Origin of the sequence: Gordonibacter sp., assembly GCF_036667095.1 — a bacterium.
GTDB lineage: Bacteria > Actinomycetota > Coriobacteriia > Coriobacteriales > Eggerthellaceae > Gordonibacter.
This window is the reverse complement of sequence record NZ_JAVWUP010000003.1, coordinates 1-16,445: the sequence shown is the minus strand read 5'-3', so window position 1 is coordinate 16,445 and position 16,445 is coordinate 1. Positions and strand designations below refer to the sequence as shown.

The 16,445-nt window shown below is 62.4% G+C and carries 15 protein-coding genes; all 15 read left to right on the top strand.

All coding sequences use genetic code 11. The features are described 5' to 3' along the window. Positions 1–16: 16 nt before the first annotated feature. Complete coding sequence (locus RR842_RS00665; RefSeq protein ID WP_332511912.1) at positions 17–706, top strand: response regulator transcription factor; 690 nt, start codon at positions 17–19, stop codon at positions 704–706. Continuing rightward, positions 703–2,160: an ATP-binding protein gene (locus RR842_RS00660; RefSeq protein WP_332522188.1), complete on the top strand. Its 1,458-nt coding sequence runs from the start codon at positions 703–705 to the stop codon at positions 2,158–2,160. The genes RR842_RS00665 and RR842_RS00660 overlap by 4 nt, the downstream gene beginning before the upstream one ends. A 361-nt stretch (positions 2,161–2,521) precedes the next feature. Then, a complete protein-coding gene (locus RR842_RS00655) occupies positions 2,522–3,961 on the top strand; it encodes an AAA family ATPase (RefSeq protein ID WP_332511909.1) in 1,440 nt (479 codons plus the stop codon). 106 nt (positions 3,962–4,067) lie between these two features. Further along, on the top strand, positions 4,068–4,859 hold the full coding sequence (locus tag RR842_RS00650; protein ID WP_332522190.1) for a DUF948 domain-containing protein: 792 nt from the start codon (positions 4,068–4,070) through the stop codon (positions 4,857–4,859). Between the two features lie 15 nt (positions 4,860–4,874). Further along, positions 4,875–6,209, top strand: a complete 1,335-nt coding sequence (locus RR842_RS00645; protein WP_332728803.1) for an AI-2E family transporter — start codon at positions 4,875–4,877, stop codon at positions 6,207–6,209. Positions 6,210–6,331: 122 nt separating this feature from the next. Next, complete coding sequence (gene alaS, locus RR842_RS00640; protein WP_332728802.1) at positions 6,332–8,965, top strand: alanine--tRNA ligase; 2,634 nt, start codon at positions 6,332–6,334, stop codon at positions 8,963–8,965. A 32-nt stretch (positions 8,966–8,997) separates the two neighbouring features. Further along, complete coding sequence (gene ruvX / locus RR842_RS00635; RefSeq protein WP_332511901.1) at positions 8,998–9,414, top strand: Holliday junction resolvase RuvX; 417 nt, start codon at positions 8,998–9,000, stop codon at positions 9,412–9,414. 19 nt (positions 9,415–9,433) lie between these two features. Then, positions 9,434–10,591 carry an endolytic transglycosylase MltG gene (gene mltG, locus RR842_RS00630; protein ID WP_332511900.1) on the top strand — a complete coding sequence of 386 codons (1,158 nt, stop codon included), beginning with the start codon at positions 9,434–9,436 and terminating at the stop codon, positions 10,589–10,591. 40 nt (positions 10,592–10,631) lie between these two features. After that, on the top strand, positions 10,632–11,171 hold the full coding sequence (locus RR842_RS00625; protein WP_332553698.1) for a YqeG family HAD IIIA-type phosphatase: 540 nt from the start codon (positions 10,632–10,634) through the stop codon (positions 11,169–11,171). Next, positions 11,168–12,094: a shikimate dehydrogenase gene (locus RR842_RS00620; protein ID WP_332728801.1), complete on the top strand. Its 927-nt coding sequence runs from the start codon at positions 11,168–11,170 to the stop codon at positions 12,092–12,094. The genes RR842_RS00625 and RR842_RS00620 overlap by 4 nt, the downstream gene beginning before the upstream one ends. Before the next feature lie 117 nt (positions 12,095–12,211). Beyond that, the gene (gene aroC, locus RR842_RS00615) at positions 12,212–13,384 is read left to right on the top strand and encodes a chorismate synthase (RefSeq protein WP_332511896.1); all 1,173 of its coding nucleotides are present in this window, start codon (positions 12,212–12,214) and stop codon (positions 13,382–13,384) included. 5 nt (positions 13,385–13,389) lie between these two features. Further along, the gene (locus RR842_RS00610; protein WP_332511894.1) at positions 13,390–13,971 is read left to right on the top strand and encodes a shikimate kinase; all 582 of its coding nucleotides are present in this window, start codon (positions 13,390–13,392) and stop codon (positions 13,969–13,971) included. After that, positions 13,956–15,068 carry a 3-dehydroquinate synthase gene (aroB, locus tag RR842_RS00605; protein ID WP_332574208.1) on the top strand — a complete coding sequence of 371 codons (1,113 nt, stop codon included), beginning with the start codon at positions 13,956–13,958 and terminating at the stop codon, positions 15,066–15,068. The genes RR842_RS00610 and aroB overlap by 16 nt, the downstream gene beginning before the upstream one ends. Then, on the top strand, positions 15,068–15,508 hold the full coding sequence (gene aroQ, locus RR842_RS00600; protein ID WP_332511890.1) for a type II 3-dehydroquinate dehydratase: 441 nt from the start codon (positions 15,068–15,070) through the stop codon (positions 15,506–15,508). Before aroB ends, aroQ begins: the two co-directional genes overlap by 1 nt. Then, positions 15,508–16,445, top strand: a 938-nt coding sequence (locus RR842_RS00595) for a Xaa-Pro peptidase family protein (protein WP_332728800.1), incomplete at its 3' end; no start/stop codon positions are given. The genes aroQ and RR842_RS00595, both read left to right, overlap by 1 nt.

Here is a 16,445-nt window from a genome sequence, read left to right as displayed (position 1 = left end):
CGATAAGGAACACCCCGTGATTTACTACGTTGAAGACGATACTAATATCCGCGATCTCACCGTTTACGCGCTATGCCAGGCAGGCTTCGAGGCCTGCGGGTTCGCGGCGGCGGGGGAGTTCTTCTCTGCCTGCAAGCAGCGTCTGCCCGAGTTGGTGCTGCTCGATATCATGATGCCCGAGATTGACGGGCTGGAAATCCTGCATGTGCTGCGGGCGGATTCCGCGACCAGGCATCTGCCGGTGATGATGCTGACGGCCAAGGGCACGGAGTTCGACACGGTCAGCGGCCTGGATGCCGGCGCCGACGACTATCTGGCCAAGCCTTTCGGCATGATGGAGCTGGTTTCGCGCGTGAACGCGCTTCTGCGCCGTGCAGCTGCACCGGCCGTTGCGGCAGACGACGAGTTCGCTTGCGGCCCGGTCGAGCTTGCCGTTTCGTCCCATATCGTCACGGTCGACGGTGAGCCGGTCACCCTTACGTTGAAGGAGTTCGACCTGCTGCGCACGCTCATGCAGAACGAGGGCCACGTGCTCTCGCGCAGCCAGCTGCTCGAGGCGGTGTGGGGCATGACCTACGTGGGCGAGACGCGCACGGTGGACGTGCATGTGCAGACCCTGCGCCAGAAGCTCTCCGCAGCAGGCGAGGGGGCCGATGCCTGCATCCAGACGGTGCGTGGCGTGGGCTACTGCATCAAACGCCCATGAGCCCGACCCATTTCACCGTGCGCAGCCTGGCTGGCAAGCTGTTCTCGAGCATGCTGGTGTTCACGCTAGGCATCATCCTCGTGTTCGCCACGGCTCTGACCACCATCTACTACCTGTCCTACGAGCGCGATGCCGAAGCCGAGCTGGCTTCGAGTGCGCAGGATGCTGCCGATTACCTGAACGCATCTCCCACGGCGGCGAATATTCCCGCCTTGGAAGAGCAGTTCACGGGAGTGGTGCGCTACACGCTTATTGCAGACGACGGGGCGGTGCTCTACGACAGCGCCGTCGATCCCGCTACCATGGAGAACCACGCCGATCGGCCCGAGGTGCGCGAAGCCGACGCTGCCGGCAAGGCGGCTATCATGCGGCACTCCGACACGTTGGGCACCGATACGGTATACGCTGCGGTGAAGCTGGACGACGGAAGTATCGTTCGCTTGTCCGAATCGCGTCATTCGCTGCTGGCGTTCTTGGGTAGCATGGCCATGCCGGTAGTCGTGGCGCTGATAGTGTCGGGCATCCTCGTGTTCGTGCTGTCGCGCACGCTCACGCGCCGCATTATGAAGCCCATCGACGCGCTCAACTTCGCCGATCCGCTGGAGAACGAGATATACGAGGAGATGGACCCCCTGCTCATTCGCATCGACGAGCAGCAGCGTCGCCTCTTGCAGCAGAACCGCGAGCTTGCTGCTGCCGAGAACATGCGCCGCGACTTCTCCAGCAACGTCAGCCACGAGATGAAGACGCCCTTGCAAGTGATATCCGGCTATGCGGAGCTTATGAAGAACGATATGGTGCAACCGGCCGACCGCCAGAAGTTCGCCGGCCTTATCTACGAAGAGGCCCAGGCCATGCGGTCGCTTATCAACGACGTGCTTACCTTGTCCCGCTTGGACGAATCGGCATTCGGCGATGAGTCGAGGCGCATCGACCTGCATGCCGTGGCCGAGCGTGTGGCGGGACGTCTGGGAAGCTTTGCTGCCGACCAGGGTATCGAGGTGCGGGTCGAAGGATCGCCTGCCTCTATTGCCGGCACGGAGACGCTTGCCGAGGAAATGATCTATAACCTGGTGGAGAACGGTATCCGCTATAACCATGAGGGTGGGAGCGTCGTCGTGCGCTTCGAGGTGGAAGAGGGCGGTGCGGCCGCAGCCTCCCCTCCGTTCTCGGTGCCAGAGGGTGCTTCCGGCGAGGAGGGCGAGGCGATCGAGGCGCGCCGCTCAGTGGTCGTGCGCGTCAGCGACACCGGCCCGGGCATTCCCGAGGAGCTGCGGGACAAGGTGTTCGAGCGCTTCTTCCGGGTGGACAAAAGCCGCTCGAAGGAGACGGGAGGGACCGGTCTTGGCCTGGCCATCGTCAAGCACGCGGTCTTGTATCATCATGGAACCATCGACGTGGAAACTGCCGAGGGCGTTGGCACCACGTTTGTGCTGAGGTTGCCGGCTGTATAGTGCGGCATGGATATCCTAGGTAATCTAGGGCAAAAGAAAACCGCAGTTTATCTGCGGTTCTTCTGAAGCCCGGCCCCCGGCCAGGAGGATGAACCCACCTTAAAAGGTGGGTGCTCGCAGCTTGCTTCCTGGCTTTCGCATCAACAGATGCGAATCTCCATTCCACACGCTATCTTGAGCTCCCTCATGTATCAGCATCGGTCCATCGCAAAGTGTGGCTTCGAGGGCAGGACCTGCTTTAAAGTATACGTTTGCTTTGGGCAAAATAAAGACTTGACATGCTGCTGTTCCCCGGTTTTTACAAACAGCGGACAAACGAATGCTCTAGGCAAACAGACGTTCGTATGATACTATGGCGGACATGGATACGTTATTTACTGAGATAGAGAACGAACGCAAGTCGAAAGTCGCGCCGTTGGCGGTGCGTATGCGTCCGCGTTCGCTTGACGAACTGGTGGGGCAGGGTGAGGCGGTAGGGCCGGGAAGCTGGCTTCGCAACGCTATCGAGCAGGATCATCTGAGCTCGGTCATCCTGTTCGGGCCGGCAGGCACGGGCAAGACGTCGCTTGCGCACGTCGTTGCAGAGACGACGAAGGCCACGTTTGTGGAAGTGTCGGCTATCGGCGGCTCGGTGGCCGACTTGCGCCGCGAGATGGATGCGGCCGATAAGCGTCTTTCGATGAGTGGATTGCGCACTATTCTGTTCATCGATGAGATACACCGGTTCAACCGCAGCCAGCAGGACGCGCTGCTGCATGCGGTGGAGGATCGTGTTTTGGTGCTGGTGGGAGCTACGACGGAAAACCCGTTTTTCGAAGTGAACTCCGCTTTGATCAGCCGCTCTCGTATCGTGGAGCTGCATGCGCTGTCCGATGACGATATTGCGGAGTTGGTCGGTCGTGCCGTAACCGACGAGCGGGGGCTGAACGGGCGGTACCGTCTCGACGCGAAGGCGCGCGATGCCATCGTGCTTCTGGCGGGAGGCGATGGCCGCACAGCGCTCACGACGCTCGAGTTGGCTGCTGGTATGATGGCCCCCGGCACGCCTGCGAAACCCGCCAAGATAGACGAGGGCGCCATACGTGCCGCAACGCCGCATCGTGCGCTTCCCTATGATAAGAACAAGGATATGCACTACGATGTGATCTCCGCGTTTATCAAGTCGATGCGGGGTAGCGATCCCGATGCTGCGCTGTACTGGCTTGCCCGTATGATCGATGGGGGCGAAGATCCGAAGTTCATCGCGCGCCGCATCTTTATCTTGGCTTCGGAAGACATTGGCAATGCCGACCCCCAGGCACTGCTTATCGCCGAGGCCGCTTTCAAATCGGCAGAGGTCATCGGATACCCTGAGTGCCAGTTGAACTTAGCGCAGGCTGCCGTGTACATGGCGTTGGCCCCCAAGTCGAATGCCACATGCGGCATCTTCGAGGCACTGTCCGAGGTGCGGCGCGGTCCGGCGCGCAAGGTGCCCGATCACCTGCGAGACCGGCACCGTCCCGGCTCCGAGAACTATGGCTCCTACCTGTATCCTCACAGCTACCCGGGTGGCTGGGTTCAGCAGCAGTACCTGCCCGACGGCCTTGCGCGTGGCGCGTTCTACCAGCCGGGAGATCGAGGCTGGGAGGCCTACCGCTCTGACGCAACGGCGCGCGATCGTTTTGAGGCGCCGCCGCGTGCTCGGACGACGCGGAAGCCGGGCGATCTTCCGCATGATGACGGACGCGGCAGCAAAGGCCCCGAAAGACGCGAGGGCCCTTCGGAATCCGACGCTGAAAACCCCACGCCGCACTCAAAGTAACCGATCAGTACCGCCTATGGAAGCAGGGTGAAAACGTGATCTGGCCTGTATAGAATCCGAGGTGGACGTGGTATAGTGAAAACTTGTGTTAGCTCAGGAGGTCATCATGGATTTCAGCGAAGTTGTCAACATAGCGTTGCCGATCGTATTCATACTTGTCGGCGCGGCCCTCGTTTGGCTGGTCATCGAACTGGTCATGACCGTGCGCAAAACACGCAAGACGGTCAGCGAGATCCAGAAGCAAATTGAGCCCACGCTGGGCTCTGTCGAGCGCATTACGGCGTCCCTCGAGCCCACGGTGGACTCCGTCGGGCGTATCTCCGCCTCGCTCGAGCCCGTTGCGGCGAAAGTCGATCCTTTGGTCGAACGCGTGTCTCTCACGGTTGATGCGGCCAACTTGGAGATTATGCGCATCGACCAGATCCTTGAGGACGTGAACGAGATAACCGATTCGGTCTCTTCTGCCGTCGACGTAGTGGACACGGTGACCAGCGCTCCTATGGAGATGGTCAATAACGTGACAACGCGCGTGCGCAACCTGTTCAAATCGCAGCGTGCGAGCGACGAGTCCGTGGCCCTGGGGCAGATGAAGGCTGCCGATACCATCAAGAACGTGGTGAGGGGCTCGGCCCAAGTTGCCGAGGCGGCGGTGGCCGACCAGCGGGCCTTCATGGCGGAACAGCGCGTCGAGCGCGAGGAGCGCACGGCTGCCAAGCAGGCCGCTGCTGAAAAGACCTCCCAGGCTGCTGAGAGCATGACCGACGCGGTGACTTCCGCTGTTTCTGCCGATACCGATGCGGAGCCGGGCTATTTCACCTATGAAGGCGATCGTAGCGGCGTTGCGGGCACTTCTGCTAAGGCAGGCGACGCTCCGGTTCAGCCAGGCAAGACCGAATAACAGCAAGGAGCGCATGTGGACGACCGCGATCAAGTCGAGCGGGAACAGGTCAAGGCGCTCAAGGCGCGCCGTCGTTTCCTGTCGGTATGGACCATTGTCGGCGGCATCCTGCTCACCGGGGTGCTCGTCTACCTGATGGGCATTCTGTCGGTGCCGGTGGGCATCGTCGTGTGGTCAACTATCATCGTATTCTGCCTGCGTGGTCCTGTAAGCAAATTGGAGAAGCTGGGTTTGAGCCGCGCGGTGGCTACGGCGATTTCCTACGTGCTCATGTTCGGCGTGCTGGCGTTGGTGGCCTTGCTTATGTTCTCGCCGGCATTTGGCGTGGGCGGCCAGTTCACCAGCCTTATCCAAAGCGTTCCTGGCTACGTGCAGCAGCTGACGGATTGGGGCAACCAGCTCTACGCGCAGTATGCCGACATCTTGTCGAACGAGACGGTCCGGAAGTGGATGGAGGAGGCTCTCGCCTCGGTGGGCAGCTGGGCTTCGTCGTTCGCCCGCGAGGGCGCTGCGGGTGTCGTGTCCGTTGGCGGCACCATTGCCAGTATGTTCATGGCTGTCGGCTTTGCTCTGGTGGTGGCCTTTTGGGTGCTTATGGAGCTGCCGGCGCTCGGTCGTGAGACCCGTCGCCTGGTAAGCCCGCGGCGCCAGGGCGATCTAGAGATGCTCCATGTGACGTTTACGCGCGTGATGGGTGGCTACATCAAGGGCACGCTTTTGCAGTGCGCCATCATCGGTGTGGCGTGCGCCGTGCTATTTACTGCCATCGGCCTGCCGAATGGGGCGGCGCTCGGTGGCATCTCCGGCCTGTTGAACATTGTTCCCATCATCGGCCCGTGGTTGGGCGGCGCGCTTGCCGCCATCATCGGCGTGTTCGTAAGCCCTTGGATCGCCATCGTCGCCTTGCTGGGCACCATTGCCATTCAGCAGATCGTCTACACGTTCATATCGCCGAAGATCATGGCGGATTCGGTGGACGTGCACCCGGCGCTCACGCTGCTTGCCCTTATGGCTGGCTCCGCTCTCGGCGGTGCCATGAGCGGTCTTACCGGATCGCTGGTGGGTATGCTGGCCTCCATTCCCGCTGTAGCGGTGGCGAAGTCGGTTTTCGTGTACTACTTCGAGAAGCGCACCGGACGCCGGCTCGTGGCAACCGACGGCGTGTTCTTCAAGGGAACTCCCGGCGAGACCCTGGAGCTCGACCCCATAGCCGATGCCACGTCTCCGCATCCCAACGTCACGGCTGCGGCCGAGCGCAGCGAGCAGCGGAAGGCTAGGATGGCGAAGCGCGCGCGCCGTCGCAAAGACCGTGACGGCGAGGGTGAAAGCGACGACGGCAAGGAAAGCTGATCGCTGCATCAGAGGAGTAAGTCCGCGCGGGGCGCCCTTTGCGGCGGCCGCGCGGTTTTGGGTATACGACGGCATCGGCGCGCACGCCGATGCCAAGGAATTCGAACAGGAAGAACAACGACATGGAGTACCTGAGCACTGCCGACATCCGCGAGAAGTACCTGAGCTTTTTCGAGTCGAAAGGCTGCAAGCGCATGCCCTCGTCCTCGCTTATTCCGGACGATCCGTCCTTGCTGCTTACCAGCGCCGGCATGGTGCAGTTCAAGCCGTACTTCCTGCAGCAGAAGCATCTGGAGGCCCCCTACGTTGGCACGACGACCGTGCAGAAATGCGTGCGCACCAACGATATCGACATCATCGGCACGACGGGCCGCCATCTGAGCTTCTTCGAGATGCTGGGCAATTTCAGCTTCGGCGACTACTTTAAAGAAGAGATGTGTGCCTGGGCCTACGAGCTCTCCACCGAGGTACTGGGCCTGCCGGCCGAGCGCCTCTACTTCACCGTGTACTTGGACGACGACGAGACTATCGAGATATGGAAGAAGCTCGGTGTGCCCGACGACCATATCTCACGTTTGGGGGAAGAGGACAACTTCTGGCGGGCCGGACCGACTGGCCCCTGTGGTCCCTGCTCGGAGATATACTTCGACCAGGGCGAGCAGTACGGCTGCGGCAGCCCTGATTGCGCGCCGGGATGCGACTGCGATCGCTTCCTTGAGTATTGGAACCTGGTGTTTACCCAGTACGACGGCCAGGAGGACGGAACGCTTGCTCCGCTTCCCAAGAAGAACATCGATACGGGCATGGGCCTTGAGCGCATGGCCGCCATCATGCAGGGCGTGCAGACGAATTACGAGACCGACGTGCTGCGCAGCCTTGTGGCCGTGGGCGAGCGTTTGTGTGGCGTCGTGTACGGCGCAGCGCCCGAGTCCGACCTTTCCCTGCGCATCATGGCCGACCACAGCCGCTCGGTGGCCTTCATGATTGCCGATGGCATCCTGCCCTCGAACGAGGGCCGCGGTTACGTGCTGCGCCGCCTGCTGCGCCGCGCCGTGATGAAGGGGCATTTGCTGGGGTTGGACAAGCCTTTCCTGAACGAGTACGTCGACGAGATCGTGCGCCTCATGGGGCAGGTGTATCCCGAGATCATCGACAACCGCGAGCTGGCAGGTCGCGTGATCCTGTCCGAGGAGGAGCGTTTCGGTGCTACCCTGCGCCAGGGCCGCGCATTCTTGGACGAGGCCCTGTCCGGTCTCGAAGGTACGACGCTTCCCGGTGAGCAGGCGTTCACGCTGCACGATACCTACGGCTTCCCGGTAGAGGTGACCCGCGAGATGTGCGAGGAGCGCGGCATCGAGGTCGATGTTGACGGCTTCACCCGCTGCATGGACCAGCAGAAGGCCCGTGCTCGGGCTGCTTCCAAAGATGCTGACAAGGCGTGGTCTACCTACGGCGGCATCATGAACGACATCCTGGAAGAGACGGGCGCAACCGAGTTCGTCGGGTACACGAAGAACGAGGCCGAGGTGCGGGTAGTGGGCCTTGCTAGGTGCGGTAAGCGCGTCGAGGCGCTCGTTGCGGGCGAATCAGGCGAGCTGGTCGTGGATGTCACGCCGTTCTACGCCGAGAAGGGCGGTCAGGTGGGCGACATCGGCGTGTTCACGAACGCTGAGGCAACGGCCCGCGTCACGAACACCCAGGAACCTGAAAAAGGCCTGATCGCGCATGACGTTACCGTCGAGAACGGCCGCATCGCGGTTGGCGACGAGCTGCATGCGGTCATCGATGCACCGCGCCGCGCGCGCATTTGCCGCAACCACACGGCCACGCACATCCTGCATTGGGCATTGCGCCAAGTGCTGGGGGACCATGTGAAGCAGGCCGGCAGCTTCGTGAGCGAGAATCGCCTGCGCTTCGACTTCACACACTTCGAGGCCACCACGCCCGAGCAGGTCGCCGAGGTGGAGCGTCTTGCCAATGAGAAGATCATGGAGAACCACGCCGCGCGCGCTTACGAGACGTCGTTGGCATCGGCGCGCGAGGCAGGCGTTATGGCGCTGTTCGGCGAGAAGTACGGCGAGTTTGTGCGCGTGCTGGACCTCGAGGGCTTCTCGCAGGAATTGTGCGGCGGCACCCATGTGTCTGCCACGAGCGAGATCGGCTTCGTGAAGATCACCAGCGAATCCAGCGTGGGTGCCAATCTGCGCCGTGTCGAGGCAGTTACCAGCTTCGACGCGCTTGCCTATATGAACCGCGTGGAATCCGAGCTGAAGGAGACGGCCGAGGAGCTGCGCGTGCCGTTGTTCGACGTGAGCGAGCGCACGGCTTTGAACTTGAAGTCTTTGAAGGAAATGCAGACGAAGTTGAAGCGCAACAAGCAGGTAGGTGCCGAGGACCGTATTGCCGAGGTGGCTTCCTTGGCTGTTGCAGCCAAGGAAGGCTACGCTATCATCATTGCGAATGTGGGCGAGGCCGATGCCGGCGGCTTGCGCAATGCGTGGGATGTACTGCGTGCCCGCACCCCTGAATTGGGTGCCGTGGTGCTGGCTGCCCGTAAGGACGATGCCCCTATCCTGTTGGCTGCCGGTACGCCGGAAGCGGTGGAGGCCGGCTTCAACGCCGGTGCGGTTATCAAGGCTATCGGATCGTGCATCAAGGGCGGCGGCGGCGGCAAGGCCGAGATGGCCCAGGCTGGCGGCAAGGATGCCTCGGGCATCGAAGCGGCCTTGGAAGCTGCGCGGGAGATGCTGCTGTAAGGTTGCTGGCTAAACGCAGGCGGAAGGTTCACATGCGCATCATGGCGTTGGATATTGGAGAGGCGCGAGTAGGGGTTGCGGTCAGCGATCCGGGCGAGCGTGTAGCCTCGCCGGTGGTGGTGCTGCCGACGGCTGAGGTGCTGGCGTGTGCCAAGCCGTTTCAGCGTCTGCTCGAAGATTGGGAGCCTGAGCTTTTGCTCTGTGGGCTTCCCTATACGCTTGCTGGAACAGAGGGGCCGCAGGCTGCGCGCATACGCACGGCTGCGGCCCAGATTACGAGTACTTGCGGCATTCTCCACGAGTTCGCCGACGAGCGCCTCAGTTCGCAGGAGGCCAAACGGAGTTTGCGTGAAAAGGGCATGGCGGAGAAGGCTATGCGGGGCAAAATCGATATGATAGCCGCAAGTCTGTTCTTGCAGGCGTGGCTGGATGCCCGCCGCGGGGATTAAGAGAACGCAAAGGACCAGTATGCCTCCACGCAAGCAATTCACCTACTCGCAGCGCCCGAATCATGCGGCCCGGTCGGCCCATGCACGTGGTGAGCGCGAGTTCCGCACCTACGATACCAGCTACATCCGCCCGAAGCAGAGCAAGGGTCCTATCATTTTCGCCATCGTTTTGGCTCTGGTGGTTGTCGGCGGCTTGGTCTGGGGCGCTACTGCGTTGTTCGGCGGCCTTATGGGCGGCTCGTCGGCAGAGCTGCTTGCCTCGGGCGAGAAGGCCTCCCTCACGGTGGCGGAAGGCTCTGGCGCGCAGGCGATCGGCAAGCAGTTGCAAGAGGCGCGCCTGGTGCCCAGCGCAACGGATTTCACGAAGCGCGTAAGTGAGCTGGGCGCGGATGCCAAGCTCAAGTCCGGTGCCTACCTCTTCGTAGGCGGAACGTCGGTCGACGACCTGATAGCCCAGATCATCGCGGGCCCCGTATCGGCGGGTGGGCTCACCGTCCCTGAGGGGGTCACCCTGGCCAAGACGGCTGAGCTGGTGGCGCAGGCGACGAACGGCAAGGTGACGGCCGAGGCGTTTACTGCCGCTGCCTCCGATGCCAGCGTCTACGCGGCCGAGTTCCCCTTCCTTGCCAGTGCGGGGACGAACTCACTCGAAGGCTTCCTGTTCCCCAAGACGTATTCCGTAGGCGACGGCACGACGGCCGAATCGCTGGTAAAGACGATGCTAGCCCAGTTCCAGAAGGAGATCGCGACGCTGGGCTGGTCGTATCCCGAAAGCCAGGGCCTGAGCATTTACGACGCGGTGAAGCTGGCCTCCATCGTGGAGAGGGAATCCAGCGGCGACGAGCCGGTACGCGCCAAGGTGGCTGCAGTGTTCTACAACCGCTTGGCCACGCAGGGCGAGCCGAGCAACGGTTTCCTGCAAAGCGATGCGACCACTGCCTACGAAGTGGGGCATGATCCCAGTGCCGAAGAGGTGCATGCGCAAACGCCGTACAGCACCTACGCGAACCCGGGTTTGCCTCCTACGCCTATCTGCTCGCCGGGCTTGGATTGCTTGCAGGCAGTATGCGCTCCCGACCAGGAGGCGCTGGGCAAGTATTTCTTCTTCTTCTTCGATAAGGATGCGAACTACTTCTTCTCGGAGACCTACGAACAGCACCAGAAGACGTTCTCGTAAGGCGCGTTGCGCGCCTTGACGGAGAGCCAGAGGGGTTGCCATGTCGTTCCTTGAACCGGATCGCTATTTCTCGCGGTTGTCGCATGTCGACATCGACCGCGATCTGCTGGCGCTCGGCTATCGCCACGTGCTGCTGGACGTGGACAACACTATCCTGACGCGCGACACGCATGAAGTACCGCGTGATGTGGGATTTTGGCTGGCGAAGGCGCGCGATGCGGGCCTCTCGTTTTGCCTCGTGTCCAACAACTGGCACGAAGGTGTCTACCAGTTGGCAAACCGCCTGTCGCTGCCTATCGTCGCGAAGGCCGTGAAGCCGCTGCCCCCGGCGTTCCTGGCGGCCATGAGGAAGATCGGCGCCGTGCGTGCGAACACGGTGGTTGTCGGCGACCAGCTGGTTACCGATGTGATGGGTGCGCATTTCCTCGGGATGAAGGCCTATCTGCTGGCTCCGCTGGTCGAACAGGACCTTCGCCACACCTTGCTGCTGCGCAACTTCGAGCGCCTGGTTATGGGCGAGCGCCAGCCCGAAAATGTTGGCGAATCGGTACAAACACAAGAAGAGGGGCGCTTCTTATGACAGAAAAGCTGTACTTACTCGGCCATCCTATTGCCCACTCCAAGTCTCCCGTTATGTACAACGCCGTGTACGAACGGTTGGGATTGCCTTGGCACTACGAACCCGCCGATCTGGCTACGGCAGAAGAGGCGCGCGCGTTTCTTGCAGCACGCGATTTTCTGTCGGTCAACATTACGACGCCTTACAAGCCCGAGGCTCTGCGCGCAGCCACGCACCGCGCCGCATCGGCAAAGCTTGCACAAGGAGCGAACTTGCTGGTCAAGCATGGCGATGCGCTCATAGCGTACAATACCGACGGTCAAGGCTGCGTGGCGTTTCTGGAACGGACGGGCTTCTCGTTTGACGACGCCTCCGTTGTCGTGTGCGGCACGGGCCCGACATCACTGGCTATCTGCCACGCCTGCGCCATCGCCGGCGCGCGCGAGGTAGTGCTGGTGGGGCGCGACAAAGAACGTTCGCGGCAGGTGCTGGAGACCTATGTGGAAGCGTTCGACCAACTGGCCCATGCCGCCGTCGACCTTCCGGCAGCGCAGGAACACCATCGCAGTTTCCGCACGGCCTACGACCAGACGGCGTTCAAGTTCGGCAGCTACGCTACGTCGACGCAGGCCATCGGCTCCGCCGACCTGGTAGTGAACGCCACGACCCTTGGCATGAAGCCAGACGATCCCGCGCCCTTCGACGTGGGGCTGTTGCACGAGGGGCAGTGCGTGTTCGACGCGGTGTATGGCCATGGCGAGACCGCTCTGGTGGTGGGCGCTCGCACGGCGGGCTGCATGGTGCACGACGGTGCGGGCATGCTGGTGGCCCAGGCAGTGTCAAGCGTTCAGGCGGTGATCGACATCGCAGGCGCTGACGTCGACCTCGAGGGTATCGACCTGTTCTCCCTCATGGCTGAAGCGGCGGGGTTTGAGGTAGCTTAGCCTCCCTTATCCGTGACGATCCGTGACGATCTGGTTCGCCCGGTCCCGCCCCGCTTTTCCGACCCAGCTGGTAGGGTACAATAGGCTCAAACAACGACTGCGGGAAAGCGAACCATTATGCGCTACATGACAGCAGGCGAGAGCCATGGGCCGGCGCTGACGGCCATTGTAGACGGGGTGCCGGCCGGCCTGAAGATTTCCGAAGACCAGATCAACAGCGACTTGGCGCGTCGTCAGGCAGGCTACGGGCGCGGTGGCCGCCAGCGCATCGAGACGGATAAGGTGTCCATCACGTCGGGCGTGCGCTTCGGGCGCACGATGGGCTCGCCGATCGCACTCGTGGTGGCGAACCGCGACTGGCAGAACTGGACCGATCGCATGGCCGTTTTTGGCGACCTGCCCAACGACCTGGTGCGCGAGGTTGCTCCGCGTCCCGGTCATGCCGACTTGGTCGGTTCGCTCAAGACAGACACCAACGACTGCCGCAACATCCTCGAGCGCGCAAGCGCACGTGAGACTGCGGCGCGCGTCGCCGCGGCTGGCATTGCCCGAGAGCTCCTTGCCGACTTGGGCGTGGAGGTGTTCTCCTATGTCGCTTCTATCGGATCGACCACCCTCGAGGAGGACGACCCGATGCTGACGGCGCCCGATTACAAGCCCCTGGACATCGAGCTTTCCGATCTGCGCTGTCCGGACGAAGCTGCCACCGAGGCCATGAAGGTCGAAATCGACCGTGCCCGCGAAGCGGGGGAGAGCCTGGGCGGCACGTTCAGGGTTGTGGCTACGGGGCTTTTGCCGGGTGTGGGCGGCTATGCCACGGCTGACGAGCGGCTGACGTCGCGCCTGGGCGCAGCGTTGTTCTCCATTCCTGCTATCAAAGGCGTCGAATTCGGCCTGGGGTTCCAAGCCGCACAGCGGGTCGGCTCGCTGGTCCACGACCCTATCGTGCTGGATCGCAAGACCGGTTTCACCCGCGCCAGCAACAATGCAGGCGGCCTCGAAGGTGGCATGACTACGGGCATGCCGCTAATCGTGACGGTGGCCATGAAGCCCATCCCCACGCTCATGACGCCGCTTCCTACGGTGAATTTGGACACGCTCGAGGTGGAGGAGGCATCGCGCGAGCGCAGCGACGTGTGTGCCGTGCCTGCCTGCGCCGTGGTGGCAGAAGCCGAGGTTGCCATGGTGCTGGCCGATGCCTATCTGGAGAAGTTCGGACATGACAACATGGGAGACATTAAGGCTGCGGTGAAGAACTACCGGCAACGCCTGCGGACGATGTCGCGGTGACACCCATGGATGAAACAAGCGTGCGCCTTGCGGCCTCGCACCCTCCGCGTGTTGGGTGCGAATTGGGCCGCCCGGTGTTCTTTGTCGGGTTCATGGGTGCCGGAAAGACCTCGACAGCGCGCAAGTTGGCGCGCACTTGCGGCATCGCCTCGGTCGATATAGACACGTACTTGGAGCGCCGCGAAGGCATGCACGTGAAGGAGCTGTTCGCCGAGGTGGGCGAGGATGGCTTTCGTGCGATAGAGACCGACGTGCTGCGCGTACTTGCGGCAAAAGAGCCGCTGCTTGTGTCCTGCGGCGGCGGCGTGGTGCTGTGCCCCGAGAACCGTGCCGTGCTGAAAGAAGAAGGATTCGTCGTGTATCTGCAGGTGACCGCGGATGAGGCAGCTTCGCGTATCAGAGACGTATCCACGCGTCCGCTGTTCCTCGACCTCGATACGGCTCGTGCCACCATCGAGGAGCGCCTACCGCTGTACGAGGAAGTGGCCGATGCCATAGTGGATACGGCAGGCAAAGGTGTCGCGGCCATCGCCCGCGAAGTGCGCGGCGTGCTGGAGAGGGAGGGAATCCTGTGGCAACGAAAGTAATCGTCAATATTCCTGGCGAGGAAGCCTACGACGTGCGTATCGCTGCGAATGCGCTGGAGGGGCTGGGCGCCCGTATGCGTTCGGTCGAGACTCTCAGCCAAGGCGAAGGGGTGCTGATCGTTACCGATTCCAACGTAGCGCCGCTTTATCGCGACCAGGCCAAGGCCTCGCTTGCTGCCTCGGGCTTCCGGGTGCGCGACATAGTCGTGCCGGCGGGGGAGGAGGCGAAGTCCCTTGCGGTGGCGGGTGAGCTGTGGGAGGCTATGGCGCAGCTGTCCTTGGGGCGCGACTGCGTGGTCGTGGCCTTGGGCGGCGGTGTCGTAGGCGATCTGGCTGGGTTTGCGGCCTCCACGTACCTGCGCGGCGTCAGCCTGGTGCAGGTGCCGACGACCTTGCTTTCCATGGTGGACTCGTCGGTGGGCGGCAAGACGGGCGTGAACCTTGCTGCGGGCAAGAACCTGGTGGGCACGTTCAAGCAGCCGTCCTTTGTCTGCGCCGATACGACGACGCTTGCTACGCTGTCTGAGCGGGAATGGGTCTGCGGCTGTGCGGAAATCGCCAAGTCGGCCGTAATCGATTCCGATGAGTTCTTTTTCTGGCTGGTCGAGGCCGCCGCCGCGCTTGCATCGCGCGACGAGGAGACCGTGGCCGAGGCAGTTGCGCGTTCGGTGGTGTTTAAGGCCGATGTCGTGGCTCAGGACAAGACCGAGAGCCGTGGTGTGCGCGAATGCCTGAACTACGGCCATACGCTGGGGCATGCTATTGAGGCGCTGGCGGGGTACGGCATGTTCTCCCACGGTGTTGCGGTGGCCGAAGGCATGCGCTTTGCGGCGCGCCTGTCAGCGCAGTTGACCGGTGCCTCCGCCGATTTCGTGGCCGCTCAGGACGATTTGCTGGATGCTTTGGGGCTTCGCTCTTTGGATTGGTCGGCCGCGCCTGAGGATATGCTGGCCTTCATGAAACGCGACAAGAAGGTTCGCCAGGGAAAGGTGCGCTTCGTGCTGCCGCGCGACGTGGGCTCATGGGAGCTTGCTGACGTAGACGATGCTGCGATTCTCGAACACCTGGAAGCATGGCAACGCTCGAAGGGCGCATAATGAAAAAGTTTTTGCTGATGAACGGTCCGAACCTTAATTTGCTGGGCGTGCGCGAACCGGAGGTGTACGGCACGGTGACGCTGGCGGATATCGAGCGCGAGACGACGGCGTACGCGGCCGAGCGCGATGTGCTGGTCGATTGCTTTCAGAGCAACCACGAGGGCGCGCTTATCGACAGGCTGCATGAGGCGCGCGGCATCTATGATGGCATTATTTACAACCCCGGTGCACACACGCATTACTCCTATGCCTTGCGTGACGCGGTGTCGTCCATCGACGTGCCGACGGTGGAAGTGCACCTCTCCGATATTTCCACGCGCGAGGATTTCCGCCGGGTGTCGGTGATAGCTCCTGTATGTATCGCTCAGATCAAAGGCAAGGGAAAAGCAGGCTACGGGGAAGCCGTGGATGTCCTCTTGGCTCAGGTGGGCGGGTTCTGATGGCTGCGGGGTGTGCGAGGGAGCGACTTGAGCGTTTGCGTGCGGCCTGTGCTGCCGAGCACCTTGATGCGTTCTTTGTGCGGGACTTGTCGAGTATTCGGTGGCTGACGGCGTTCGACGACGTGTTCGACGACGAAGACGCCCATGCCTTGCTGGTAGATTCTCGCGACGTCGTGCTGCATACCGATTCCCGTTATACGGAGGCAGCACGGCAGGCGGCAGAGGGTACTTCTATCGCCGTCGACGATAAGCGGCAGACGCATTCCGCCTTTGCCGTTCGCTTCCTGGCCGAGGGTCGTACGGTTGCGCTCGGTATCGAGGATACCCTGATGCTCGGTGAGTACCGCGCGCTCGAAGCCGCCCGTGCGCAGGCGGCTTCGTCCCTGCAGGTGCGGGAGACTTCCGGTTTCGTGCGCTCGCTGCGTGCTGTGAAGGACGCGACTGAGGTCGCACGCCTAAAGGCCGCGCAGGCGATCACCGATGCTGCGTTCGCCCACCTTGTCGGTTTCATGCGTGCGGGCATGACGGAGCGCGCGGTGCAGATCGAGTTGGAGGACTTCATGCGCCGCCATGGGGCTGACGGGCTCGCCTTTCCCTCCATTGTGGCGACGGGTGCGAACGGTGCCAGTCCGCATGCGATTCCAGGTGATACGCCGCTCGAGGCGGGCCAGTGCGTGGTGCTGGACTTCGGGGCGCGGGCGCAGGGTTATTGCTCGGATATGACGCGCACGGTGTTCTTGGGCGCGCCCGATGCGCGGATGCGCGCCGCCTACGAAGCCATTCGCTGTGCCAACGAGCGGGTGCAGGCTGCGCTCAAGCCGGGCGTGACCGGCGCGGCCATGCATGCGCTGGCTGAGCAGGTGCTTGCCGAAGCGGGCTTCGGCGGCAAGATGGGCCACAGCCTCGGGCACGGAGTGGGCATCGATATCCATGAGGA